A 25521-nucleotide genomic window follows, 5' to 3' on the forward strand; every position below is an offset into this window, starting at 1 on the left:
GAATGTTAACCGATACCCGGCCTGACTTGCAACTTCTTCCAACCCCAGTCCCAATGTCCTTCTCAATCGTGCAAATCACATCTCTTTACGTATAGGAAAAAGAACGCACGTTCCCATCACTTCTACTCCTAATTAGTCACGGTATTTAGGTATAACGAAGTACGGCACATTCGGAGCCTATAATGTATAAAAAAAAGACGCTAATGGAAATGCGGATTATTCCACTGGAATGACCGCTGTATTTCCATTAGCGCCTGCGCTTTAACTCCTCAGCTTACTTTTCTCACTTGATGATGAAATGTCTACTCCGGAGCAGACCTTCGCCTTTTATGCTTTCAAGCGGGAAACAAGCGCCCGCAGCGCATGTCCCCGATGACTGATCGACTGTTTTTGTTCCAGTGTAAGTTCAGCCATCGTTTTCTCGTATTCCGGTACATAGAACAGTGGATCATATCCGAAGCCGCCTTCGCCTGCCGCATCAGCTGTAATCCAGCCTTCAGCCATACCTTCGGCTTCATACTTATCCCCAGTGACCGGATCGTACAGCACCAGTGCGCAGACAAATTGTGCCGGACTCAGCAGCGGCTGCTGGGAATCCTCACCGGATTTCAGCGCGGCGAGAGCATCCAGCAGCTTGGTATTATTCTGTGCATCAGATGCATCTTCCCCGGCATATCTTGCGGAGTAAACACCCGGTTCCCCGTTCAGCAGATCCACACAAAGCCCAGAGTCGTCTGCCAGAACGGGCAGCCCAAGCGCGTCACCGACGGCTTTGGCTTTTTTCCATGCGTTCTCGGCAAAGGTAACACCGTCTTCCACAACATCCGGCAGCTCCGGATAATCAAACATGCTTTTGACCTCTTTACCCAGCGGAGCGAAAGCATGCGCAAATTCGCGCACTTTCCCTGCATTACGGGTAGCAACAATGATAACCGGGCTGTCCAGGCTCATGTTACGCTTCTCCCAATCCGCGTGCGCCAATTTTGAGCGCAATCGGACCAAGTACTTCTTTTTGCCGCTCGATCATTTCCAAAATGCCCTGTTCGCCAAGTTCCAGCATCGCGTTCAATTCACGACGATCAAACGGTGCTTCCTCACCCGTTCCCTGAAGCTCTACGTACTTACCACTGCCCGTCATGACCAGGTTCATATCCACCTTGGCCTTGGAATCCTCGTCATAGTTCAGATCCAGCATCGGCTGTTCGCCCACAACACCTACACTTACGGAAGCGAGGAAGTCTGTAATCGGGAACACCTGCAGCTTATGCTGCTGCGCGATTTTGTTCACAGCCAGCGCCAGTGCGACAAATGAACCCGTAATGGACGTTGTACGTGTGCCTCCATCTGCCTGAATGACATCACAGTCCAATGTAATGGTGCGCTCACCGAGCGCCTGCAAGTTCACAACCGAACGAAGAGCGCGCCCGATTAAACGCTGAATCTCCATGGTACGTCCAGTTAATTTACCACGATTGGCCTCCCGCTGATTCCGGGTATGCGTGGCACGAGGAAGCATAGAGTATTCCGCTGTAACCCAGCCTTTGCCTTGTCCTTTCATAAAAGGAGGAACGCGTTCCTCCACTGTTGCTGTACAAATTACCTTTGTATCACCGACTTCAATCAATACAGAGCCCTCGGCGTATTTATTCGTGTTAATTGTTAAATTCATCGGGCGCAGCTGTTCGCTGGTTCGTCCGTTAGATCTCATATTTTCTGCCTCCTACGACTTAAGCATCCTGTAATGTTGAACTTGTTCTCTTCTGCAGCCTCCTGCAGCCATCCTTTATATTTTACCAAAGAGTTCAGTTAAAAGCACCCTTGAGCCCTCTTATCCATTAAATCGGGATTTCGTTAATGTATTCGGGCTTGGATACGGGTGCGCTGTAATCGCGGTTATCATCACCCTTGACTGTTTTCTGGCCGTTCCATTCAATCTGCACTTTCGCATCCTTACCGGATGTATTCTCTGCTGTTGTTAATACAACGGACTGCAGCAGCTCGCTGGGCACAACGTCGCCTTCAGTAAACATGTCGTCTTTCAGCGCAACCGTCACCGTACCGTCTTCAGACGTTTTCACCGATTGCAGTACGGTTCCGCCTGTCATCACTTCCTCCAGTTCGCCACCTTTGTCCGGCCCCTTGATCAGCTCATTTATTGCGGCTTGAATGCGGTCTCCACCTGGGGTCACAAGACGTGTGACAGGAACATAATACTGTATGCCCGCAGGGGAAGCGGCTGAGAAATAAACGGTAACCGGACTGCTGTTCGTGGTAAACGAGTCACCCAAATCCAGATTAATGCCTACCGCACGATTAAGAGGCTCTGGCAGCGGCGTACTGTTCACAGGCATTTGGCTCAGTTTTTTGCCATCCACCCAGATCTGCACATTATTTACGTCCGGCTTGCCTGTCAGCGTCCACGTCACAGCTTCCAGCATTTTACGTTCATCTTTGGCGTCATATTTGGCAAAGTTACCCGAGAACTCCACGACAGCGAGCTTATCATCCGCATGGATCGTTACATTCTGCACAACAGTCCCCTGCGGCAGTACACCTTTAAACCCTTCAGGTAACATTCCCGCATAAGCTCCGCCCGTAACCAGTGCATCCAGCGCCGTCTTTGGACTGCTTACATCGGTTCCAGATGGAAGTGTCAGGGAGACGGGAGCAAGCAGTCCCTGCTGATCCTGTAAATATACGGTCGTCAGTGGAAGCGAAGAAAGCTTCCCATTACCTTCGGCAGCCTGAATCATGGCAGCTTCCTGAATACGCGGCGGCGGATCAACAGCTTCTGAAGATTGGGCACCAAACATCCCGCAGCCCGTCAGGACTACAGGAATACTCAATAAAGCTGCTGCCGATGCCTTGCGCCAAGATGGGATCTTTCTCATGATCACGTTCCCCCTCATCATTTTTACAGTTTGTACTACCATGTATACGAGCCTTTGGCCAAAAAATAACTACTTTTTGCACAAGCCCTTGCTGGACCTGAAGATCTTCTTGTACTACCGCAAACATAAAAGCAACGCAATACGGTTAATAACGTATGTAGTCAAGAAGAATACAATCATCGAAATATAAGTTGAACGATTCTTTTACTCGTTATTGATGAGGACAGAAAAACTGGAAAAGCGGAGCGGTCGCCTGAACGCTGCACAGAAAGCTGCATCGGAAATACGCTTCACCGGATTTTCCCGTATGCAAATGAGAATCGAGAAATCTTGGGGATAACCGCTGCTCTCCAGGTTCTTCTGTCATCGGATTGTTTCCGTGTAAAATCTATTCGTTCAATTTATATTAACATCAGAGGAGGATTCGCCCATGGAACATCCAGAGCAGGAAAAAATCCCTTACAGTCTGAACAGCCGCAAAGTCGCAGAAGCAACAAGGGAATGGCTGCACAAGCGGGGCGTGACAATCCCTGAGATTGCAGAACTGGTTATGCTGCTGCAGAAGAAGTATTACCCTGCACTTACGATGGAGGAATGCGTTGAGAATGTGGAGATGGTTCTAAAAAAACGTGAGGTACAGAATGCGGTATTGACCGGTATCCAGCTTGATCTGCTCGCAGAACAGGGACAACTGATCTCTCCGCTGCAGGAGATGATTGAGAATGACGAGGGGCTGTACGGCGTGGATGAAATTCTGGCCTTCTCGATTGTGAATGTATACGGCAGCATCGGATTCACGAATTACGGTTACGTGGACAAGCTGAAGCCCGGGGTATTGGAACGGTTAAATGACAAGAGCTTTGGTCCTGTACATACGTTCCTCGATGATATTGTCGGAGCCATCGCCTCAGCCGCCAGCAGCCGGATTGCCCACCGCAAACAGTCGGAATTGGAAGAGGCGCTGGGTGAAAAACCGGTCAGTGACGATAAGATCTAACGAAAACAGCAGGATCAGTACGCCAGCAGCAAAATGGATCTAATGAATTGATTGTCTTGTGAATCAACTGCATATCATCTCTGATCAGCGCAGATGATGTTAAACTCCATTATTAAAGCGGCCTGCACAGGCCGCTTTTTTAGATCATTTGAGCTGATTTTGGCCCAAAGGTACGGCTAGTCCATAAACTTCTGCCCATTTTCGATCATGGTTCGATTCCGAATCGGTTCGTTTGGGTCCAATCGTGATCTCCGGGCCTTTACGTTCCCGAAGCAGAGCGCGCAAAACCGTAATCCCTATGATGCTGATTCCGGTAAATACATACATCAGACGCATGATAACATGGCCTGAATCACTGCCCGTAACCATGCCATGAATAAACAAGCTCACGAACACCGGATAAGATAACATATGGAACAAGAACCACCACCTTCTCCCCAGCTTGCTCCGCAGATCGCTGGATAATAATACGACCAGCAGGCCGTAAAAAGCTAACGTCCCCAGCCCGCTGCCAACCGGATGCACGGATGCAGTAAAAGGAATGAACAGCTCGCCCCAAGTGAACGGACTGTAGTGGTCGATGTATAATGTGAGTGCATGAACCATCCCAAATCCAAAGGCGAGCCAGGTCGTCCGTGTATGCCACTCAAACATGATGGCTTTGGGCTTGCCTTTTGCCATAGGCAGACCTTGGGCAATACCTAGAAATACACCAGCAAACAGCAGTAAATATGAGGCAATTCCGCTAATTCGAATGATATTCCATGTTGGCAGGTATTCTACAATCCACTGTGCCATAACCGGCTCCCCCGCTTCTATTTAGACTTGTTTTGTTCCGCTCCCTGTCCGATCAAGCTGAAACGATGATCCGGGTCGAATCCGGGCCAGCGTTCCGCAAGTGCTGCCGTATTGCCACGAAAATAGAGGCAGCCATCCCGTGTCATCCAAAGTACATCATGACGGTCGTAATGCCGATTGAGCCACCTCACAGCCTCCACACTTCCAAGGATACATACCGTCTTGGCTGTAATCTCACACTGCGAAGCGTGCTGGCCCATAACTGTACACTGCAGAATGTCTGTGTCTGCCGGTTCCATCGTCCGGGGATCAATTAAATGATGTACGGTTCGTCCATTACCATGCTGCCACTGTCTCCGCGTAATACCGGATGTAGCGACAGCGCCCTGCTGCAGCCGAACAGCACCAGTCATGCCCCGCTTTAGCGAAAACGGACTCGTCACCTCAAGCGTCCAATGCGGGTGATGTGCTGTTCCCCATACCTGGACATCACCGCCTGCATTAATCATGCCCGCCGGAATGTTCATTGTTCTCTGCAGCCAGTCTGCAATACGCTCTACTGCCCAGCCCTTCACAATCCCCCCGAGGTCCAGCTCGGTTCCCGGGTCCAGATGAACCATGCGGCTGCCTTCCTGCTGTATCCAGGTTGGACGACTGTAGTCCGGTGTATCCTGCAGACTCCGAACAGGTTCACTCTGTTCCGTGCCCAGCAGTCTTTTCAGTAAAGGCCGACGGAACGCTCGCTGCTGCACTTTCTCAAAGCTGATATCATAGCCAGACGCACGCAGAGCTCGTGAGATGCCGGGCTGGAAAATGCCCTCCGTCTGCCCGATACAGCCATAGGCCAAACTAAGCACCTCATCCATCGCAGCCGATACAGGCACCCACCCCTTACTCTTGTTCAGACGATTCAGTTCACTGCCTGCCACAAAACGGCTAAAGCGCCGCTCTTGTGTCTCGAACCAGTTCTGTACCAGAGAGGCCGCATGTTCCGCTTGTTCTCTGTCTGCCGTCAGCTGCACTTCGATGTCGGTGTTCATCGCATAGAATTGAAATCGGAGCGGACACGCAGCCTGTGCTGTGCGGCTCATGATACACCTGTCCATGAGTGATAACTGCCGCTGCCGAACCCGGTGTCCGCATTCTGATCAATTTGTGAAGCCGTCACGTCTTTGTCTCTGCTGTTTGAAGCTGCATAAGCCGTATCAAAAGCATCCGAAGTTCTTACATATTGAAAGAGTGCAGCTGCGGTTAACGCTGCTGCAGCCGAAGCCTGCCATTTTCTCCATTGGTTCCGGTTACGTCTTGCCATCGCTTATCCCTGCTTTCTTGAGCGAAGTTTATAGGAGTATGATAGGCAGGCTGGCTTAAAAGAAGATGAATAAACGGTTAAGATGCCCTAAAGCTTTTGAATACCACTAAAAAAAAAAGAAAAAAAGAGCAAGGATGGCTAACATCCTCACTCTGGACAACACCGCTTACACAGGCGATGGCTGTGACAAAAAACTGCACTACTGATGATAAAAATAAATAATGCCGTCCGGCTGCTGTTCCTGTCTCGCCACCCCACGCCGGATTAACTCCTGAAGATGTGCCAGCGTCTCGCTCATGGCAAAGCGAAGCTGGTGCGTTCCAAGCCGATCTCCAAACAGATACAGGCAGATGCTGTATGCATTAGCTGGGCTTTCCCGCAGACGCTCTGTCAGTTTTGCAAGCCGCTCTTCATGATGAGCAAGCAGTTCCGCTGTACGTTCCGTAAAACGGGTAAACGGATTGCGGTGGCCCGGATACGCTCGCTCTACCGCTAATGCATTCAAACGATGCAGGCTGTCCATATAGGACTGTAAAGGTTCAGGGTCACTGCCTGGCTGCAGGCTGATATTGGGCGAAATCTGTGGCAAAACCGCATCTCCGCACAATATTTCTTTGGATTCAGGAGCATAAAATGACAGATGCCCCGGGGCATGTCCACCCGTTTCTACAGCAATCCATGCTTTACCGCCCATTCGGACTATTTCACCATCTGCAGCAAGTGTCACCTCCGGAAGCGGGGTGATCTGCGAGAGGAATGTTTGCATATGTTCCTTAATTTCAGTCGTTTTACACTGCGGCATGCCGTGAAGGAGGTAATATTCAGGCAGTCTCACTTCTATGCTTGCCCCGGGTCCCCACATATAATTAGCTTCCTCCCGAGAACGTGCTGACATCAATACAGGCACACCCGTCAGCTGCTGCATCCATCCCGATAACCCCAGATGATCCGGATGATGGTGCGTTAATACAATCTGGTGAATGTCCTGTAACGTCAAGCCAAGTCCTGCTAACGCTTCGTGCCATTCCTGCTCCGTCTCTGCTGTTCGCGGGCCGGGATCTACAATGGTTACCTTACCGTCCGGTTCGGTCAGGATGTAGCTGTTCACCCATCGAAGCGGAAAAGACATCGTAATTTTGATCCGGTGCATGCCTGCTGGCATGGACAGCTCTTCGGTACGTATTCGTTTCATCGATTTTCCCCTCCCTTAACTCACACAGAACACTCCGATAACAAAATAATCTGAAGACTCGATGCCGCGTGAATTGTTAGTTCTATTCATAGAGCCCTTTATTCTGCAGGACGATGCCCTACAAAGATCATCCGCGGTGAGGTCTGCTCCTCGTATATCTCCTCATCGTAACCTCCGTGAACCTGATCCACCTGAAGGTCGGCATCCTGCAGCATTTGAGTGAGCCGCTCACGTGAGTAGAGCTTGACACTTTCTTTATATATTCGCGGCTTGGTGCCGGCTGCAGTGTCCGTGATTCGAATTTCTTTTTGCACAAAACCATCCTGTATCCTGCGGAATTCCTCAATCTGCTGCCCTTCATTTTCGCGGATCGAATGTGGGACCAGATGTTTCTTCACGTAAGCTGTATTGATAAAATCAATAATAAAGCTGCCTCCCGGTCTTAACATGCGATGGATGGCCTCCAGTACCTTGAACTGCTCCACGTCCTCAGGAAAATATCCAAATGAAGTAAACAGGTTAACCACAGCGTCAAAACCACCCTCCAGCGGAATGCTGCGCATGTCAGCGTGAACCCATTTGACCCGATGTTCGGTATCCATCTCCCGGGCTTCGTTCAAGAGCACGTCCGACAAGTCTACCCCCGTCACCTGTAGTCCGGCATCCGCAAGCGCAAGCGAATGTCTGCCCATGCCGCAGCAGAGATCAAGCACCTCCGCATGTGGACGGAGCTTGAGCCAATTTATCATTTTATGTACTTCCTCATAAGCGCCGTGCACATCCCGGTGTTTGTATACGAGCAGATAATCCTCACCAAAACTCTTTTCGTACCATTCGGTCATGTAAATCTTCGCCCTCCGTATCGTCTGCGGCCCTATATCCCCGCTGCGCTGATCCTGCTGGAAGAAGCTTATCTGCTAAGCGTAGACTGGTCTGTTCTCTTGGTCATTTCAAGTTATTGTAACGCTTTACGCCTCAAACTCAAAATGACTGATCATATACAGCTTCATTGAACGCTCTCATAACGCAGGATATAATGTTACACATGTCATACTCCTGCGAATCGGTTAAATATAAACATCAGGAGGTGTTCTTATGATTCGTATCGGACTTACGGGATGGGGCGATCATGATGATCTTTATCCGAACCGCACCAAAGCGAAGGACAAGCTCAGCTTGTACGGACAATATTACTCCACCGTAGAAGTAGACAGCTCTTTCTACGCCGTGCAGCCCCGGGACCGAATGGCCCGCTGGGCCGCGGAAACGCCCGAGTCGTTTGCGTTTATCGTGAAGGCTTACCAGGGAATGACCGGACACCTGCGCGGCAAACCGTACTTTAACAGCACATCCGAGATGTACAAAGCTTTTCGGGACTCACTGGAGCCAGTTATTGAAGCAGGCAAGATGCAGGCAGCCTTGTTTCAATACCCACCCTGGTTTGAATGCAGCCGGGACAATGTAAATGAACTGCGTGAAGTGAAACTTCGCATGGAGGGTATCCCGTGTGCAATTGAGTTCCGACACCAGAGCTGGTACGAAGACAAGTTTCGTGAACGCACACTGGCCTTTCTGAAGGAACAGGGCTGGATTCACAGTGTCTGTGACGAACCCCAGGCAGGGACTGGCTCAATCCCCATTGTGCCCATCGCAACTGATCCGCAAATGACGCTCGTGCGCATGCATGGACGCAATGTGTCGGGCTGGCATCAGAACGGTGCACCGAACTGGCGTGAGACACGTTATTTATATCGATACAACGAGCAGGAGCTGCTGGAATGGAAGGGTTATCTGGAGCAGCTGCAGGAGCAGAGTGAAGATGTGTTTGTCATTTTCAACAACAACTCCGCCGGAGACGCCGCCGCCAATGCGCAGATGATGATGGAACTGCTGGGCCAGCCGGTCAAACCATTCCCCGACCGCACGGAGCCTGAAAAGGAAGAAGGGCCTGAGCAGCTGGAGTTATTTTAGATACTTTGGAGAAGAATTGAGGGAAGGTTAGTAAGACTAATCTTCCTTTTCTCACCGTATGTTCCTTAATGTTAAAGCAAAAAAGCTCCACGTAGATGGGAGCCTTGAGTGAATATTCAATGATTTTAAGTTAAACAAAAGACGGTTTTCTCGAATCGACTTCCTCAGCGATAACTTTGACATATTCTTCATCTCCGCCTCCAACTGAGGGACCAACGTATATAACGCCAACCTCGAAGCTTCATATCCTCTCTATTAAACTCCCTTCCTGTCTTCCTCTGTCATTGCTCTCTTCGCGACCAAAACTCTCCCTGAGCTGCTGATGCATCTTATATACTTCCACTCCTGCCAGCAGTACGATGCCGATGCCATGAGTATCATTGAGATTCCAACCGAGGTCATCTCGGTAATAAAGGGCGGTAAAAGAGTAACCTGAACCCCGGCAGACACCGTAAATATTACCTTTGTGATCAATAGATATCCGGGTTAAACCTTCCCAGCCCTTTCTCACTGCGTTCAGGTAGACTCCTGGCTTCTCCAGCCAGCCTTCACGAATGCCGCGGGCGTATGCATAGATAAACATGGACGTGCAGGAGGTTTCCTCATAAGAATCTGAGCGATTCAGCACCTGATGCCACAGTCCGTTCTCCCCCTGCAGCGCCAGTACCCCGGCACACATTTCCCGGTAGAAGGTTAGCAGTTCAGGCCGCTTCGGATGATCCTGCGGGAGAACAGATAACAGCTCGGTCAAGGAAAAGAGCACCCAGCCGTTTCCACGCCCCCACGGAATGCCCGTTGCCTTCCCCCGTACAAAATCATAGACATGGGACATGAGCCGCTGATCGGGTAGATAAAGATACTTTTGGAACATCAGAAACTGGTTAACCGCATCGTCCCAGCAGGACGTATCCCCCGTCAACTGACCATATCGCATCAGAAACGGCGTGCTCATGTACAGATCATCACACCACATCGTCTCCTGACGCATCTCTCCGCTGCCGCGAACACGGTAGAATGCGCCATCCGGGAGACGTTCCTGCTCATGTGCCATGTAACTTGCAACCCGGTCCGCTGTTTCTCTGCCTCCGCGAATCTCGCCAAGCTCCATTGCGGCCAGCAGCGTTGAAGCGAATGAGCCGCAGTCATCCAGACTATCTATGGCCGACAACTGATTGTTGATGCCTGCTGCACCATAGACTGCCCTGTCCCATAATGCGTATTGATCAAAAGCCGTACTAAGTCCAATATGATCGCGAACATACCGGACGTAATCCTCGCGTCCCAGCTCTTGACCTGTCTGGAGCAGTCCCATCAGCGTGACACCAAGCGGATAGTTCCATTTCCCGTAATGGGTATTCTCCAGGTAAGGACGAACATGAGTCTTCGGCAGATCAATACGCCAATAAACACCCTGAGCCCCATCCTCAAATACGGTATCCGTTACCGCAATGTCTGCTGGCGAAGGCTCGGTGCCCGGAACGAAAGGCCCGGTGTAAAGCCACACATCGGCACATCCAGCCACAGGACGCGGCGGCATCAGCCTCCAGCCTGCAGCAGCCGATGAATTAACAGCCGTTTCCCGCGCTTCCACCTGCTCCAGTGTAAATCCCCACGGCCTCTCGCCCGTATGCTCCAGCAGTCCCTTCACGACCAGATCGCTTGTACCGTATCGCCTCGGAAGCTGCACACGAAAATGTCCACTGTCCGGTGCCTTGTACATTTCTGTTCCGTCCAGATAAAGCGTAAGTGCCCCTTCATGATGGCCTTGCAAAATAACAGGCTCTGGCCCCGGTGCCGTCACATCAAGCCTGCACCATGCGTAGGCAGCAGCAGGTCGAGATGTACCGTATATTCTGGCAAACGCCCCCCTGCTTCGCTCCTCATCAGTCCATAACTTGCGCGGATACCAGATTAATCCTGTCTCTTCCTCCATCATCCCGTCGCGCGGTAGTGACAACACCGGCTCATCTACAGGTTCGGAGTAGAGCCAGCCCTCCTGACCATTGCGATCCACGCCGGGTGTGAGGAAATGCAGCGGGAAATTTTTGAATGAACCTGTACCGAAGATGCCTCCGAAGCCCACATCTGTTTTCACAAAACAGAGCAGCACATCATTCCATCCCTCCTTCACCTGCATGGAGATCGTGGTTCTTCGTTCGGGAAACAGCTCTTGAAGCAGCTCCGACTTAAAAATCTGTTCCCCGTTCACATAGATCGTCACAGGACTATAACAGTTGAGACTTGTATTCAGCGTGGTCTGCCCATCACTCCAAAGTTTTCCCCACACATACACATACTGTCCGCTTCTCGCTTCACTGCAGCGGTCAGCCAGATCGAGATCGTACCGATAATCTCCCAGTCTGAGGAAGCCGTCTTGATTACAGGCTCTGAATATAAAGGAGTGCTGCGGATGATCGCCAATATAACGCTGGGCCACTGTTGTCAGCACATCCGGGATGGAATCATACACCTTGCTTGCTATCGCCTCGTTTTCATGAAAATATCGGATAATCGTCAGCTCCTTTCCCGTACTAATCCTGAATCCTCTTGCCAAGCCGCAGGGTCTCTCCACCTTTGATCTCAACGACTTGCTGATCGGCGGTAAACCACACCGGGATGGCAGACGGATTATAGATGATGGACCGGTCTGCCGAGTATTCCAGCCGCTGCACCGCTTTCCAGTAAGCGATAATTTCACGATTCGCGGCATACCAGATATCATCTCTGCCGCCGATCTGCTCACCAAACTGTGCGATGATCTCCCAGTTATCATTGTCGTTAAACTCATAGCTGTGACCCCAGACGTAGAGCAGGAGCGGCGTGCCTGTTTTGGTATGCTGGATAAAACGCTCCGCATATGACGACAAATCATCGTTATGGTGACAGGTCGGATGCCATTCCAGCGGCCGCTCGGGCAGCGTAAATTGTCCGTGGGATTCGACGGTCCGGGCATAATCAATCCCCAGCCACTCCAGTTTGGTGCTCAGCGCACGGTCATATCCTCCATTCGGGTAGGCCATACCGCGCACCGAGTACCCTACGAGCCGCTCCAGCGCTGTTCGATCCCGCATAATTTCTTCAACCAACAGCTCATTCGGCACATATGGCAGTGTCGGATGGGTAACGGTATGCACAGCCACCTCATGCCCTTTATACAGTGCAGCCACTTCTGCTGCCTCAATTCGTCCGGCCTTACCCAGCAAGCCTGAGTTGAGATTAAAGGTCGCCTTCAAACCATAACGATTACATATATCCACCAGTCTTCTGTCATGCACTACGCCATCATCGTAACTAAGCGTTACCGCTTTCATAACTCCACCCGGATAACGGTCATACTGGATACGATGCCTCATTCGCTTCCCCTCTTCCTTGTTTCCATTGCTCTTTCTTTTTCTTCTTTCTTTTCTTTTCCTTTCTCAGTTTCTTCTTCGCTTTCTCTTCTACGCTGCATCTGTGTACTGTCCTGCAGCCGATGTTCTGTGGCATCAAAATACATGCCTTCCAGCAGACCGATTAACGTATTGGTTACTCTCACTTCAATTTCGTTTTCTCCTGATCGCAGCCAGCTTCGCTCCCCTTTCCAGCGGTACGGTGACCAGCAGCGTACACCGAGACTGTGCCCGTTCACCCGTACTTCGGTGACATCCTGAACCTGCCAATCCTCAAATTCCAGTTCAAAGCAGGATGCCTCTGGAGCAGTTTCTTCCAGCCAGAACATACGTGTATAACTCATCTCCCCGGCAAAATGGGGATAGAGCTGCAGCGGCTCAGGTCCGATCCCTTCAGCCATGTGCGGCTCGGGTACAAGGCAAACTGCACCTTCATGATCGTTCTCAACGCCAAAGCTTCCCCGCAGGTATATGGGATCAACAATACCATCTTCATCTTTGGTGATCTCCACCGTAATGACCATTTCATTAAGACCGCTGTGCAGCAGATCCACAGCGTTACAGGCAATATTCGTATGATCGGTAATTTCGGCTGGCATGAACTGCTCTCTTGTTACCTTATGGCCGTTGATTTCCATGGACCACTGTCCGGAGATTGCAGCACGGTCCATGAACAGCACACATTCGGACAGCTCAGTGCTCAGCTCGAACGCTGCCGTGTATCGGCACTGAATCGGATATGCGATGGAAGCTTTTTTCGGTGTACCAAACACCTGTTCAAACTGAACGGGGAGCGAAGGCTGCTCTGCAGAGGCTGCGGCCTGATCAATGAACGGTTTCACGCTGGCATGAGCTATTTCCAGAAATAAACCACGCTCATTAAAAGCCTCTAATCGGAATTGTCCAATACGCAGATTATTGGGCTGTCCTGCCCTAATGCGCCATGGCCCTTCGCAGGAGAGCACAAGGCTGCTGCAAGCTTCCTCTGGCCTTTCCGCTTCTTCAGCCTTTCCTGAACTGGTTGATTCTTTACGTTCATCGGATATTTCCAATTCTCCACGTTTTTGAGCCCCACCCGCAACCCGCGATTGTAAAAGAAACCGAACCGCATGCGCTTCATACGGCGCCAGTGTAAGTGCAATGCACCACTGTCCTTCACGGATTGTGTACGGCAGCACCTCACGCTGCCCTGTCTCCAGGTGAAGCCGTTCCACAAGCAGCCTGCTGTCTTCGGACAGCTCCATACCGTACCGCTGCTGCATCTGTTCCCTATCGATCTGCAGCTCTCCTTCATGGCGTTCCCCCTCCTGATTCGAGAGGAAAACCATGAACTCTCCGGCAGATAACTGCCGGGTTTGCATCAGCAGTGCTGTGCTCTCCACTGCCATGCCCCAACTGACCACCTCAGGTACAACCTTCTCCAACAGCTGTAATAGCTTTCGCAATGGAAGGGCATGCCCGCTTTCGCTTCCCACCTCGTACGGAAGAAAACAGGTGCTGCCCCGCTTCTCGCCTGAAGGACCATTTTGACCCGCTGTTTCAAAAAAAACAGCAGCCTCGTCTCCCACCGGACTTCCGGACTGTATACCGATATGAGGAAGCATCCCCATAGAAATCACGGTACCTCCCGCTGCCACCAAACGCTTGATCTGTGCCCAGGCAGCGGCCTCCAGATTGAGCATCGGCGGCAGGATTAATACATCGTATCGGGCGTTACCGATCTGAATAACTCCACTCGTAACATCCGCTTCAGCCAGCAGTTCAGGATCAAGGTGATCATAGTCCCTCCGCTGCTGCAGCAGATGAGCCGTAATCTGCATCCAGTCCTGAATGAGCTGCTTCAGCTGCGCCCGTTCCGCTTCATCCTCGCCGCTGTATTCGAAGCCATGCAGCGGGTTGCCCATCAGGCTCCAGAAGGTGGTTGTTGGGTCAAGCACCGCAATACGGATTATCGCTGTCCCTGTACTCATCAGATAACTAAGGCGACCCGTGTAATCGCCCAACTGCCGAAAGTGCTTCCAGTATGGATTCTGTAGAAATTGAGATGGCGGTGCATCATGCTTTGTCAACCCGCCAATGGTATAGAAAAACGCATGAAAGTTATAAAAATTAGTGCCCATCGCAGCCATACGGTCAATCATCCACTTGGCATCCTGCAGTGTCATCGACCAGCCGACGCTGTGGAAGCACTCAACCATATTGCGGCTTCGGCCCAGCTGCCGGGCAAGAGAACTGACCATTTTCGGATTATCACGCAGTCTCTGACCATACCTCTCCAGTATCCATGACAGCGGACGACCGATTTTCTCATGTGCCGAATCCCCTCCGGGCATATGGCTGTATAGTTGGGTGGTCATCCGCACCCCAGGTACTTCTGCCGCATACTGAATCCCTGCCGCTTCACACCAGTCATGCACCTGCTCGTGATAGGATTCCCGCAGCAGCAGATGCAGGGATTGAAAATAGTCATAACGGATCACAGCTGCATTCGGCGCATCCCGGAACAGCAGTGCAGGCAGGGACTCCATTAGACTGTATCCGCATCGTTCGCTGAAATAACGGGGCAGCTGCGGTGACCAGGGCAGCCTGCCCAGTGGAGCAATTTCGTCTGAGAACATGCCCCGTATGACACCGCTCTCAAAATGCTCACCCACAGCATTTTTATATCGGTCATGGGTCAGTTGAATAAAATGCCTCATCGCTTCCTTGTGACACGGGTCTACAAAATTGCCGTAATATTTGAAATCATCGATTTCCTTTTCCTGAAAAACAATCAGCTCCCAATCTCCTTCCGGCACATCCCATATGAGGCGAAATGCGGTTTGGTAGGTGAAGAAACGTTTGCGGTTGTACGAAGTGAGTCCTGTCTCCTGGTAAACCTGATCCGTCTGGATGTTACCGATAAAACGGCGCAGGTCGATGGATGTACGCCAATTACGCTTACCCTGCACATCCCGACGAACCGCCTGTGCCAGCAGTATGCGCCCCCACGGCAGCTCCATATCGACACCTTCTCCCCCGCGAACAGTTGAATGATGATATACTAATTCACGCTGCTTCGCTTCAGGAAAATCAAGTGTGACTTCTCCACCAGCCATTCCGCTTGGATACGGGTACTCGTCATATAACCAGACCTGCATGCCATAAGCAGCAGCTGAGCTGACAGCGATACGTACTTTGTCAAACCAGGCTACAGACAGATAGGGAATCTGCAGTCCCTGGCGGGGGCAGATAAAAAATCCACCCACACCCTGCGCATGCATTTCTGTGATCTGCCGCCTGATCTGTTCCTCTCCCATCTCGCCATTCCAGAACCAGAAGGGATGTACCCGATACTGCGCTTCGGGATGTTCAAATGCATTACTATCCCAGTTCATGCCATCTGCCTCCCTGCTTGATATACGCTCACTAATCTCTGATTTCATGTGTATATTTACACCTATTAGTTTCAGACAATAAGCTCCTTCTTCACTCCATCCATAGACTCGCTCATGATTGTATACAAAATGCGTCCGTTACATTGTAAGAGAAGCCATTCATCATTTCACACCAAATTCATTCATTATTTCAAGGCAGCGTACAGCTCATTGATTTCTTTCACGTATTCGTCTCCACCGCTGCTTTTCCATAAAGCCGCCGCATCCGCGAAACCTTTCTCATCAATCTGTCCTACGATATATTTGATCCGGGCATCATTGATGATGTTGTCCAGCTGCGGCCCTTTCTGAGCATACACATCCGAGATCAACGGCTCACCCGGGTTAGCTACAACGATCTCCTCATTCGCCTTCTGCACCTGTGCAACCTTCTCCCGGACAGGGGTTGGCTCGACGCGAAGCGTTTTATCCTCCGGAATAAACATCAGCATCTGATTTAGCCCCTGCACATCCCTAAGCGCCAGCTTGTCGGTCGTTGGAAGCACATAATCTCCTTTTTTCTCATACTGCTTGCCCTCGATACCGTTCCCCAGCAGAGCCTGCAGTTCGGGCTCGTTCAATTGATCCAGGAAATGCAGCACCTTCTTGAGCTCTTCTTCGGTTTTGACACTGCCTTTAGAGATCGCAATCATGCCTGAATACCCCGAGGTCGGCATATCCCGCAGTCCCTTTGGCCCCTCCATCGCCTGCAGCACATCTACACGCCCTGCAGCGTTCGGGTCCTTCTCCAAAATCTTCTGATCCATGCGCTGTGCATTATCTGCTACATCGACCATAACGCCCGCTTTCCCGTTCACAAACGGATCAGGCAGCTTCGTCGGGTCCATCACAGCAAAGTCCTTGTTGACCAAACCTTCGCTGTAGATTTGTCTGAAAAATTTCAATGCCTCCATATACTCCGGGGTCTCATGGGCAGGCATCAGGCCGCCTTTTCCGTCATCCCCCCACTTGTTCGGGGCCCCAAACCAAATCTGCATATTATCCCACGGACCCGTAAACTTGCTGGCAACCAGACCATAGGTGTCGTCTTTACCGTTTCCATCCGGGTCATCCTTCGTAAACGCTTTGAGAACATTGTAGAATTCTTCGATGGTCATTGGCTCCTGCAGTCCCAGCTTTTCCAGCCAGTCTTTGCGAATCGTTACCCCGTTGCGCCCTAATGCACGTGCCCGATAGATTCCGTATGTTTTGCCATCGATGGAGGCGTTGTTCTTAATGATCTCATTCATCTGGCTTAGGTTCGGATAATCCTTCAAATACGGATCAAGCTCCCAGAACGCCCCGGTTCGGGCTGCATTAATGAAGCTGGGCGACTTGCCGAGCACAACCATAATCTGAGGAAGCTTGCCTGATGCGAGTGTAATGTTGAATTTATCCTCATATGAGCTGCTTGGCACCCATTGCAGATCAACATCCACTTGGGTCAATTCCTCCAGCTTCTGAATGACGGGACTGTTCGCAGGCGGATTCTCCGCTTCAAAGTTCGGAAGCATAACGGTAAGCTGCTGCTTCGCGCCTGCTCCTGATGCTCCTGACTGCTTGCTTTCTGTGGAGCATGCCCCTAAAACCGTGCCGAGTACCAGTGATGCCGAAAGCAGCCAAGCTCCTTTTTTCAACGCGTTCATGTGTACCATACGTTCTCCCCCTTGGTTTTAACCTTTGATTGAACCCAACATGACACCTTTGGCAAAATGCTTCTGCAAAAACGGATACACCAGCAAAATAGGGATGGTTCCTACAACGATTACCGCCATTTTGATCGACTGCTCGGGCGGCTGCACAAAATTAGGGTCCATATTGGCCATATCGCCAACACTCGCCTGTGATAAAAGCACAATCTGCCGCAGCATGACCTGCAAGGGCCATTTGTCGCTGTCCGAGATGTACAGCAGCGCCGAGAAAAAGTTGTTCCAGTGACCTACGGCATAGAACAGGGCAAAGGTAGCAATGACCGGCTTGGATAATGGCAGGACGATTCGCCACAGCACGCCAAGGTCCGAACAGCCGTCGATCCGGGCCGCTTCCTCCAGCCCAGGCGGCATTTGCTGAAAAAAGTTTTTGACAACGATTAAATTAAAAGCGCTAATCGCGCCGGGAAGCATCAAGGCCCAGTACGAATCGAGCAGTCCCAATCCGCGAATGACAAGATACGTCGGAATCATGCCCCCGCCAAACAGCATCGAGAAAATGACCATATTCATCAGCACGCTGCGGCCCCAGAAGTCACTTCGGGACAGCGGGTAAGCCATCGTAAGTGTGAAGAACAGATTCACCAGCGTGCCTGCCACGGTTATGAACACCGATACACCTATACTGCGGAATATGGTAGAGGACGAAAAGATATACTCGTAGGCGCTGAAGGAAAACACCTTCGGGATCAGAAAAAAACTGCGTTCTGTAATTTCGGCCTCTGTTGCAAACGAATTCCCTATAATATAGAGGAATGGAAGCACGGTTAAGATGCCCAGGATGCCCAGCATGACATAGTTGAACACATCAAATGCCTTACCGGCGGGGCTGTTGTATAAACGGCTGTTCACGGGCGCTCCTCCTTGTTTTTTTACGACTAATAAATACCGGGATGACCAAACTTCTTCGCCAGTTTATTACTGCCCAGCACCAGAATGATGCCAACCACCGATTTAAACAGTCCGACAGCGGTACTGTAACTGAACGCGCCTTGTGTAATACCCACAGTGTACACGTACGTATCAAATACGTCGGCCACATCCCTGTTTAGCGAATTCGTCATCAGGTAAATCTGTTCAAACCCGGTATCCAGAAAGTTGCCCAGCCGCAGAATCAGCAAAATAACAATTGTCGTACGGATCGCCGGAAGTGTAATATGCCACATGCGCCGCATCCGTCCTGCTCCATCCACAATCGAAGCTTCATACTGCTCCGTATCTACTCCCGCAAGGGCTGCCAGGAAAATAATCGTGCCCCAGCCCATTTCCTTCCACATCATCTGAATGATAATCAAAGGCCGGAACGAACCCGGACTGGAGAGCACATCGACAGGCTGGCCTGTAATCCAGGCAATCAGATCATAGAGTACACCGCCCTGCGGGGTAAGGAACACATAGGTGATGCTTGCGATAATCACCATGGATACAAAATGCGGGACATATACCAGTGTCTGAATCGTTCTTTTGAAGAAAGCAACTCTAATTTCATTTAATAACAGAGCAATAATGATCGGAGCCGGAAAAAAGAAAATCAGATCATACAATGCCAGCAGCAGCGTATTTCGCAGCAATCGAAAGAAATCCGGGTTCGAGAAAAAGTTGGTGAAGTTCTCCATCCCGACCCATTCGCTCTGACGAATGCCAAGGAAGGGCTGATAATCCTGAAAAGCAATGACGATGCCCCACATCGGCAGGTATTTAAAGATCACAAAATACAAAAATCCGGGAAGCACAAGCACGTATAACCATTTGTTTCGTTTAATCTGCCTTTTCCAGTTGGCCTCCCGCTTCAGCGGCTGTAAGATTACCTCCGCCTGAGCAGCCATCACCGATTGGCCTGTTTCACGATTGTTCATCTTCCCGTTCATGGTTCCCCCCCTTGTTGTCTGCGGCTTTGATTGTAAGCGTTACCAAAGTTATGTATTCAGACTATACAGCAGGCGTTTTGCAGGCAACCTTCATTTTTTGCTGTAACTGTACAGCTGTTGACAAATCCCGCTATAGCGCCATTTTCAAGGTGGTTTGCACATTTTGTTACAGGGTAAATTGCACTTTTTTGCCGCTTTCTCTTTCTTTGTCTGGTCTAAAAAATGAAAAGCCGGTATCTGCGTCATACAGACATCCGGCGGGATCAAACGGTTTTACCTTGACATCGAGACGCCTGATTGGGGCGGGTGGAATGTACCGATGGTGCTGCTCCATGTGTTGTGTCCTATCCGTATACACCCTTTCCAGCCACTGCACCTCAAACAGGCTCGCTTAGGTCAAAACCACTGCTCACGGTACTGGCTTGGTGTGATGCCCTCCTGTTTTTTGAAAATACGATTGAAATAGCTGTGCTGGTAACCAACTGCCGCAGCAACGTCGTTGATACGCATCGTTGTTTCACGCAGCAGCTGTTTGGCCGCTTCCATGCGAACCTGAGTGACATAATCAATAAAATTGCTCCCTGACACTTGTTTGAAGGCTTTGCTTAAAGCATAAGGAGTCATCTGCTCGATGTCTGCACAGATTTCCAACGAAACATCACTTGGGTAATGCTGCTCGATATACCTCATAGTTCGCTCGACCACCTGCTTCAGCGGCTCTTGAGAACGTGTCTGTAATTCTTGAATATAAGGTAGGAAAACCTCCTGAACCATCCACTGCCTCATCTGGAGCGGCTCGCGAATGACAGACAATTGTTCATACATGTTCCTGCCGCCAAACATCTTATATGGGGTGACTCCTGTCTGGAGCATCATATGCTGAACACTGCCGAGCAGCTGCAGCATCATCTGCTGTACTTGAAATTCAGTACGGCCCGTACTCGTAATATCAGACATGAAGGCCGCAAGCGCCTGCTCTGCTTCAGACAGATGCACCAGCCGCAGCGCCTGAATGATCTCACGTTCCAGACCCAGCGGATATGAGGCGCCCTCATCATTACGAAAGCACTGCTCATCCTCGAGATCGAGAATCTGACTGCCCTCTTCTACGCGGCGGTAAGCTGCCGCCTGTTCCATCTCCACCAGCTGTCCGGGCAGTTCCTGCAGTGCAGTCACGGGCCTGCTGACCATCAGTGTAACCTTTAATTGAATCGTACGTGCAATAACATCTACCAGCTCCTCCGCCCACAGCAGCGTCTGTACCTTGACCGACTCTGTCGCCGGAGCGATAATCAGCATCGCGGAAGAAAGATTGTGAAAATTCATCACGCTGATCTGATTGAAATACCTTCGGGCAACTTCCTCAATAATATTAACGGCGGCAAAGGTCACCAGCCCCTTATCCCGACTCCCGAATCGGCCCTGGAGCTCGTCATATCCCGTAAAATACATCTGCACCAGCAGCAGCTGCCGGCCCTCCAGTTCAAAGCCAAGATGAGACATCCGCTGACGTAAGTCCTGCTCGGTATACGCATACATATGCCCCTGGATCAGCTGTAACACAAAGCTGGTTCGCAGATGCGGCAGCTGCTCCTGTAACTGACGATGTGCCGACATACTGCGCGATGTCAGTTCATGCCACTGCTGCTCCAGCAGCTCGAACTCATCCAATTTGGCCGTCAACGTCTCTTTGTCACTGTCACTTCGTACAGGTGTGAGCAGATGCATCATACGGGCAATCGGAGAATAAATCCGACGTGACGCGAACCAAGACAGAATCAACCCTAATATAAGACTGCCTGCACTGGCAGCAACCATGATTTTCGACAACAACTTGACTGGAGAGGTGACTGCATTCAGAGGAGCAGCGGACACATATGTCCATGCCGAATCAATTCGATCCAACGTGCCGTAAGAAACAGAATAGGTTTGATCCTGGTAACGAAACAGGAAGGAACGGCTATCCCTGTGAAGGTCAATTGCTTCTTTGAGCTGCCGTTCAAAATCAGAAGACTGCCCGCTGCCCGAATGGCCTGAAACGAGTGTGCGCCCTTCTTCATTCATCAGAAAGGTTAATCCCTCATTATACGGAGTAAGCGTTTTCAATAAACTGGCGGTTTTCTCCTTATCCAAGGTCACAATCAACGCTCCAAACGGATGCATGCTCTCTCCCGGTATTTTATGAACAAGTACAAGTGGACTGCCTTGGGTGATTTTCTGTGGCTTCTCCCCGGCTGAACTCAAGGACTGATCTTGAGCTGCATTCAGTCCCTTGTCTTGACCAGTCTCTACGGGTACGTATGCCTCGGTCCTGCTGCCAGGAAGCCAATCTGTCCAGTACACATGGTTCCCCATAGTCAGATACCGTTGATAACCTGCCGCAAGCGTGCTGTCCGTCAATTCGTTGTAATCGCGGTTAAACAGAATCGGCTTAGGTTCCTCCAGATACAGCTGTGCAGATTGAATCAACGGATGAGACCCCTGCAGCACATACAGCGTGGTTACGATATCCTGCGTTTCATTAAAATAATAAATAAAATCCAGATTCCGCAGTGCATTGCCGAACCTCGGTTCGAATGCCCAGTGGGATAGGTTCATCTCCAGGTAAGCGAGCTGGTCGTCCACATTCCTTGCCCTGTTCTCAATCTGGCTCTGATGCATGCGATTAAACTCATTTTCCATCCGTCCAACCACGAGCTGATACATGACGATACCGGTAATTAAACCGGGAATACTGACGATTAAAAGAATGAGCATCAGGCTGTTTCGGTAAAAACGGCCCTTGTGTCGTGTCGCTCTCCATTCTGGCCAATGCTTGAGTCTGACGGTCATGAAGTATCCTTCAACTCCCTGTTCAATAGTTAAGGTGTAAGCCCGTATCCCTTTTTTCTATTTACTTTGGATTTCAATCTTTCGATTTCTCTGAGAATATATGGATAACCTTCGTTTTCTGTATTATACGCACAATCAGCTCTTAATTGAAGGTGTGCGGGGGACAGCATTTTTTAACCCATGTTTTATTAACATGACAAAATGGATTACAATAGATTGAAAGCAGATTTGAAGGAGGCATTTTTCAATGAAAGAACAAACCTATTTTGAGCAAAACCGGGACAAACATCTGGCGGAACTGAATGATTGGTTATCCATTCCAAGTATTTCTGCCATTTCTGAGCATAAAGAAGATATCCAACGTGCCGCACAATGGGCAGCCGATGCTCTTACACGTGCTGGTATGGAACATGTCGAGATTATTCAGACGGCGGGACATCCGATTGTCTATGCTGACCATCTGCATGCTCCAGGTAAACCAACCGCTCTGATCTATGGACACTATGACGTACAGCCGGTTGATCCGCTTCACCTGTGGGAGACCCCTCCTTTCGAACCTACCATTCGTGACGGCAAGCTGTATGCCCGGGGCGCAACGGATGATAAAGGACAAATTTTTATACATATCAAAGCCGTTGAAGCCCTGCTTGCCGAGAACAAAGAGCTGCCGATCAACGTGAAATTCTGCATTGAGGGTGAAGAGGAAATCTCCAGCCCGAACCTGCCCATTTATTTGAATGACAATACGGACAAACTGCGTGCAGACATGGTTCTGATCTCGGATACGTCCCTTTTGGAAAAAGGAAAGCCTGCCATTTCCACAGGCCTGCGCGGTCTATGCTCCATGCATGTGGACCTGTTCACTGCTAACACCGACCTGCACTCCGGTTCCTTCGGGGGTGGTGTACCGAATGCACTCCATGCCCTCGTATCGCTGCTGGCCTCCCTTCATGATGAGCAGGGCCGCGTGAGCGTGGATGGATTCTATGATGGTGTGCTGCCGCTGTCCCCTGAGATGAGAGAAGAATTCGTGAAGCAGGGCTTCAACGAAGAACAGCTTCGTCAAGACCTTGGACTGGAGCAGCTGTATGGCGAGGAAGGTTACTCCTTTGTAGAGCGTGTCGGCGCACGTCCAACACTTGAATTGAACGGTGTATGGGGCGGATTCCAAGGCGAAGGCAGTAAAACGGTTATTCCAAAAGAAGCACACGCTAAAATCACCTGCCGTCTTGTCGCTGATCAAGATCCGCAGCAAGTGCTTGATTCGATTGAAGCTCACCTGCGTGCTCATGTACAACCAGGAGCGACTTTGCAGATCAAACAGATTGAGAAAGCTTTTGCGTTCAATACCGATCCGTCAGATCCTATCCTGCAAAAAGCTGCAGACGCGTATGCAAAAGTTTACGGCGTTCGTGCCCTTTTCACTAAGGATGGCGGTTCAATTCCGATTGTAGAGAAGCTTTCCCGTGTGCTTGGCGTACCTGCCGTAATGATGGGCTTTGGTCTGCCGGACGAAAATCTGCATGCACCGAATGAACACTTCAATCTGGAGAACTTTGATAAAGGATTGCTGACCGTCGTAGAGTTTATGAAAAGTCTGGCTTAACGGTTAAAACGGATGTGGGGGCGCTGGGTGGTCGTTCCGTTGGCGAATCGTTCTTTCGATCGCTGTTATTGCCCGGATTTCTTGGATTCTCTTCTTCCATGGGTGAAATCCGGCAATAAAGGCGAGCGCTTCGCTTCTCCAGAATCGATTTCGCCTCCTCCACTACGTCTGCGCCTTCCTATCTGTCCCTTTTAAAAATTAAGCCTCACTTTTAGGGGGAGCAGCTGGAAACATAAGAAGACATCGGGGCGCTGGGTGGTCGTTCCGTTGGCGAATCGTTCTTTCGATCGCTGTTATTGCCCGGATTTCTTGGATTCCCTTCTTCCATGGGTGATATCCGGCAATAAAGGCGAGCGCTTCGCTTCTCCAGAATCGATTTCGCCTCCTCCACTACGTCTGCGCCTTCCTATCTGTCCCTTTTAAAAATTAAGCCTCACTTTTAGGGGGAGCAGCTGGAAACATAAGAAGACATCGGGGCGCTGGGTGGTCGTTCCGTTGGCGAATCGTTCTTTCGATCGCTGTTATTGCCCGGATTTCGAACCACATATAACGATGAGAGAGCGGTGGCCTGCAGGGCCATCGTTTTTTCGTATGGATACAAATGCAGTGATCAATCTAATTTTACTTTTAGGTATAATATGGTAATATTCTCCTGCAAGCTGAATCTGAATGATGAGGTGAACTATGATGTCTGCTTCTCATCTGACCAAAACTGCACTCGCTCATTCGCTTAAAAGTCTAATGGAACATACACCGCTGAACAAAATAACGGTAAAACATCTGGTGGAAGACTGCGGCGTTAACCGGCAAACTTTTTATTATCATTTTCAGGACATTTATGCCCTGCTCGGATGGATTTACGAAACGGAAGCGGTGGAAAGCATCCATGCGTACCGCAGCTATGATACATGGACAGAGGGCTTCTACAAAATCTTTTGTTACATCGAAAATAATAAAGCCTTCTGCTGCAATACGCTCGAATCCCTTGGACGTTCTCATCTGGATGGTTATCTCTATCAAGTTACCCATGATCTGATTATGGGTGTAATTGATGAACTGGCTTGCGGGATCAAGGTTACCGGAGAGGACAAAGAGTTTGCTGCCAATTTCTACACACTGGCTTTCACAGGTCTGCTTATTCAATGGATGAGAGATGGGCTGAAAGAGCCGCCACAACGGATCATCGCCAAGCTGAGTGAATTGATTGAAGGAAATGTGCTCAGGGCACTGCATAAGTATGAACTTAAGTACGGGCTCTAGCACAGATATGAAGACGGAGAAATGGACGGAGGATCAGAACGGACAAAACAAACAGTAATAAAACAATGAATCATATTCGCAGTCGTAAATAGACAAGCAGCCCTCCTGTTAAGGAGGTGCGGCTTCTTTGTCATGAACGGGTTCATCATTCACTTAGAGCATGCTGTTCGATTGGGATGATGGATGATGAGATTTGTTTGGCTTGATTAACGCCCTAGACATTTTACCAAAAGTGACCAAAATTCAGACAGCTGTCTTCTTTTGATCATACCTTCTTTTT

The 25521-nt window shown here is 50.1% G+C and carries 19 protein-coding genes; 4 read left to right on the forward strand and 15 right to left on the reverse strand.

Going from position 1 to position 25521, the window contains the following annotated elements; genetic code table 11:
* Positions 1 to 327: 327 nt before the first annotated feature.
* The 3 genes from MKY97_RS22980 to MKY97_RS22990 form a co-directional block, all read right to left on the reverse strand.
* Positions 328 to 951: an XTP/dITP diphosphatase gene (locus MKY97_RS22980; protein ID WP_342552557.1), complete on the reverse strand. Its 624-nt coding sequence runs from the start codon at positions 949 to 951 to the stop codon at positions 328 to 330.
* Between the two features lies 1 nt (position 952).
* Positions 953 to 1708: a ribonuclease PH gene (gene rph, locus MKY97_RS22985; protein ID WP_342552558.1), complete on the reverse strand. Its 756-nt coding sequence runs from the start codon at positions 1706 to 1708 to the stop codon at positions 953 to 955.
* A gap of 127 nt (positions 1709 to 1835) precedes the next feature.
* Positions 1836 to 2891 carry a GerMN domain-containing protein gene (locus MKY97_RS22990; protein ID WP_342552559.1) on the reverse strand — a complete coding sequence of 352 codons (1056 nt, stop codon included), beginning with the start codon at positions 2889 to 2891 and terminating at the stop codon, positions 1836 to 1838.
* 430 nt (positions 2892 to 3321) lie between these two features.
* Here MKY97_RS22990 and MKY97_RS22995 point away from each other — a divergent pair, with 430 nt between their 5' ends.
* Positions 3322 to 3888: a phosphatidylglycerophosphatase A gene (locus MKY97_RS22995; protein WP_342552560.1), complete on the forward strand. Its 567-nt coding sequence runs from the start codon at positions 3322 to 3324 to the stop codon at positions 3886 to 3888.
* Between the two features lie 144 nt (positions 3889 to 4032).
* On the opposite strand, the gene MKY97_RS23000 is transcribed toward MKY97_RS22995, so the two are convergent.
* The 5 genes from MKY97_RS23000 to MKY97_RS23020 all read right to left on the reverse strand — a co-directional run bounded on the left by MKY97_RS23000 (position 4033) and on the right by MKY97_RS23020 (position 8032).
* The gene (locus MKY97_RS23000) at positions 4033 to 4686 is read right to left on the reverse strand and encodes a ferric reductase (protein ID WP_342552561.1); all 654 of its coding nucleotides are present in this window, start codon (positions 4684 to 4686) and stop codon (positions 4033 to 4035) included.
* A gap of 17 nt (positions 4687 to 4703) precedes the next feature.
* A complete protein-coding gene (locus MKY97_RS23005; protein WP_342552562.1) occupies positions 4704 to 5777 on the reverse strand; it encodes an FAD:protein FMN transferase in 1074 nt (357 codons plus the stop codon).
* Positions 5774 to 5998 carry a hypothetical protein gene (locus MKY97_RS23010; RefSeq protein WP_342552563.1) on the reverse strand — a complete coding sequence of 75 codons (225 nt, stop codon included), beginning with the start codon at positions 5996 to 5998 and terminating at the stop codon, positions 5774 to 5776. Before MKY97_RS23010 ends, MKY97_RS23005 begins: the two co-directional genes overlap by 4 nt.
* A gap of 199 nt (positions 5999 to 6197) precedes the next feature.
* A complete protein-coding gene (locus MKY97_RS23015; protein ID WP_342552564.1) occupies positions 6198 to 7190 on the reverse strand; it encodes an MBL fold metallo-hydrolase in 993 nt (330 codons plus the stop codon).
* 98 nt (positions 7191 to 7288) lie between these two features.
* Entirely contained in the window at positions 7289 to 8032 is a 744-nt protein-coding gene (locus MKY97_RS23020; protein WP_342552565.1) for a class I SAM-dependent methyltransferase, read from the reverse strand.
* Between the two features lie 253 nt (positions 8033 to 8285).
* Between MKY97_RS23020 and MKY97_RS23025 the strand changes: the two genes are divergently transcribed.
* Positions 8286 to 9161, forward strand: coding sequence for a DUF72 domain-containing protein (locus MKY97_RS23025; RefSeq protein ID WP_342552566.1), 876 nt, complete (start codon positions 8286 to 8288; stop codon positions 9159 to 9161).
* Positions 9162 to 9402: 241 nt separating this feature from the next.
* Here MKY97_RS23025 and MKY97_RS23030 read toward each other — a convergent pair whose 3' ends face one another.
* The 7 genes from MKY97_RS23030 to MKY97_RS23060 form a co-directional block, all read right to left on the reverse strand.
* Positions 9403 to 11715 carry a glycoside hydrolase family 88 protein gene (locus tag MKY97_RS23030; RefSeq protein ID WP_342552567.1) on the reverse strand — a complete coding sequence of 771 codons (2313 nt, stop codon included), beginning with the start codon at positions 11713 to 11715 and terminating at the stop codon, positions 9403 to 9405.
* The gene (locus MKY97_RS23035) at positions 11693 to 12514 is read right to left on the reverse strand and encodes a polysaccharide deacetylase family protein (protein ID WP_342552568.1); all 822 of its coding nucleotides are present in this window, start codon (positions 12512 to 12514) and stop codon (positions 11693 to 11695) included. The genes MKY97_RS23030 and MKY97_RS23035 overlap by 23 nt, the downstream gene beginning before the upstream one ends.
* On the reverse strand, positions 12511 to 15975 hold the full coding sequence (locus MKY97_RS23040; RefSeq protein WP_342552569.1) for a glycosyl hydrolase: 3465 nt from the start codon (positions 15973 to 15975) through the stop codon (positions 12511 to 12513). Before MKY97_RS23040 ends, MKY97_RS23035 begins: the two co-directional genes overlap by 4 nt.
* Positions 15976 to 16112: 137 nt before the next feature.
* Positions 16113 to 17612, reverse strand: a complete 1500-nt coding sequence (locus MKY97_RS23045) for an extracellular solute-binding protein (RefSeq protein ID WP_342556432.1) — start codon at positions 17610 to 17612, stop codon at positions 16113 to 16115.
* Positions 17613 to 17639: 27 nt separating this feature from the next.
* On the reverse strand, positions 17640 to 18467 hold the full coding sequence (locus tag MKY97_RS23050; RefSeq protein WP_342556433.1) for a carbohydrate ABC transporter permease: 828 nt from the start codon (positions 18465 to 18467) through the stop codon (positions 17640 to 17642).
* An 86-nt stretch (positions 18468 to 18553) separates the two neighbouring features.
* On the reverse strand, positions 18554 to 19501 hold the full coding sequence (locus MKY97_RS23055) for an ABC transporter permease subunit (RefSeq protein ID WP_342556434.1): 948 nt from the start codon (positions 19499 to 19501) through the stop codon (positions 18554 to 18556).
* 438 nt (positions 19502 to 19939) lie between these two features.
* On the reverse strand, positions 19940 to 22375 hold the full coding sequence (locus MKY97_RS23060; protein ID WP_342552570.1) for an AraC family transcriptional regulator: 2436 nt from the start codon (positions 22373 to 22375) through the stop codon (positions 19940 to 19942).
* 247 nt (positions 22376 to 22622) lie between these two features.
* Here MKY97_RS23060 and MKY97_RS23065 point away from each other — a divergent pair, with 247 nt between their 5' ends.
* Complete coding sequence (locus MKY97_RS23065; RefSeq protein ID WP_342552571.1) at positions 22623 to 23981, forward strand: dipeptidase; 1359 nt, start codon at positions 22623 to 22625, stop codon at positions 23979 to 23981.
* 684 nt (positions 23982 to 24665) lie between these two features.
* Positions 24666 to 25241 (forward strand): TetR-like C-terminal domain-containing protein, encoded by a 576-nt coding sequence (locus tag MKY97_RS23070; RefSeq protein WP_342552572.1) that lies wholly within the window; start codon positions 24666 to 24668, stop codon positions 25239 to 25241.
* Positions 25242 to 25521 lie beyond the last annotated feature (280 nt).

The sequence above is a fragment of the Paenibacillus sp. FSL R7-0652 genome, assembly GCF_038595045.1.
Taxonomy (GTDB): domain Bacteria; phylum Bacillota; class Bacilli; order Paenibacillales; family Paenibacillaceae; genus Paenibacillus.

Bases quoted from the DNA above. Each gene is read 5' to 3' on its own strand.
- MKY97_RS23045 (WP_342556432.1), bottom strand. From the start codon at position 17,612: ATGAACGCGTTGAAAAAAGGAGCTTGGCTGCTTTCGGCATCACTGGTA.
- MKY97_RS23050 (WP_342556433.1), bottom strand. From the start codon at position 18,467: ATGCTGGGCATCCTGGGCATCTTAACCGTGCTTCCATTCCTCTATATT.
- MKY97_RS23060 (WP_342552570.1), bottom strand. From the start codon at position 22,375: ATGACCGTCAGACTCAAGCATTGGCCAGAATGGAGAGCGACACGACAC.
- MKY97_RS23040 (WP_342552569.1), bottom strand. From the start codon at position 15,975: ATGAAATCAGAGATTAGTGAGCGTATATCAAGCAGGGAGGCAGATGGC.
- MKY97_RS23025 (WP_342552566.1), top strand. From the start codon at position 8,286: ATGATTCGTATCGGACTTACGGGATGGGGCGATCATGATGATCTTTAT.
- MKY97_RS23000 (WP_342552561.1), bottom strand. From the start codon at position 4,686: ATGGCACAGTGGATTGTAGAATACCTGCCAACATGGAATATCATTCGA.
- MKY97_RS22995 (WP_342552560.1), top strand. From the start codon at position 3,322: ATGGAACATCCAGAGCAGGAAAAAATCCCTTACAGTCTGAACAGCCGC.
- MKY97_RS23035 (WP_342552568.1), bottom strand. From the start codon at position 12,514: ATGAGGCATCGTATCCAGTATGACCGTTATCCGGGTGGAGTTATGAAA.
- MKY97_RS23015 (WP_342552564.1), bottom strand. From the start codon at position 7,190: ATGAAACGAATACGTACCGAAGAGCTGTCCATGCCAGCAGGCATGCAC.
- MKY97_RS23010 (WP_342552563.1), bottom strand. From the start codon at position 5,998: ATGGCAAGACGTAACCGGAACCAATGGAGAAAATGGCAGGCTTCGGCT.
- MKY97_RS23070 (WP_342552572.1), top strand. From the start codon at position 24,666: ATGATGTCTGCTTCTCATCTGACCAAAACTGCACTCGCTCATTCGCTT.
- MKY97_RS23005 (WP_342552562.1), bottom strand. From the start codon at position 5,777: ATGAGCCGCACAGCACAGGCTGCGTGTCCGCTCCGATTTCAATTCTAT.
- MKY97_RS22980 (WP_342552557.1), bottom strand. From the start codon at position 951: ATGAGCCTGGACAGCCCGGTTATCATTGTTGCTACCCGTAATGCAGGG.
- MKY97_RS23055 (WP_342556434.1), bottom strand. From the start codon at position 19,501: ATGGCTGCTCAGGCGGAGGTAATCTTACAGCCGCTGAAGCGGGAGGCC.
- MKY97_RS23020 (WP_342552565.1), bottom strand. From the start codon at position 8,032: ATGACCGAATGGTACGAAAAGAGTTTTGGTGAGGATTATCTGCTCGTA.
- rph (WP_342552558.1), bottom strand. From the start codon at position 1,708: ATGAGATCTAACGGACGAACCAGCGAACAGCTGCGCCCGATGAATTTA.
- MKY97_RS23065 (WP_342552571.1), top strand. From the start codon at position 22,623: ATGAAAGAACAAACCTATTTTGAGCAAAACCGGGACAAACATCTGGCG.
- MKY97_RS22990 (WP_342552559.1), bottom strand. From the start codon at position 2,891: ATGAGAAAGATCCCATCTTGGCGCAAGGCATCGGCAGCAGCTTTATTG.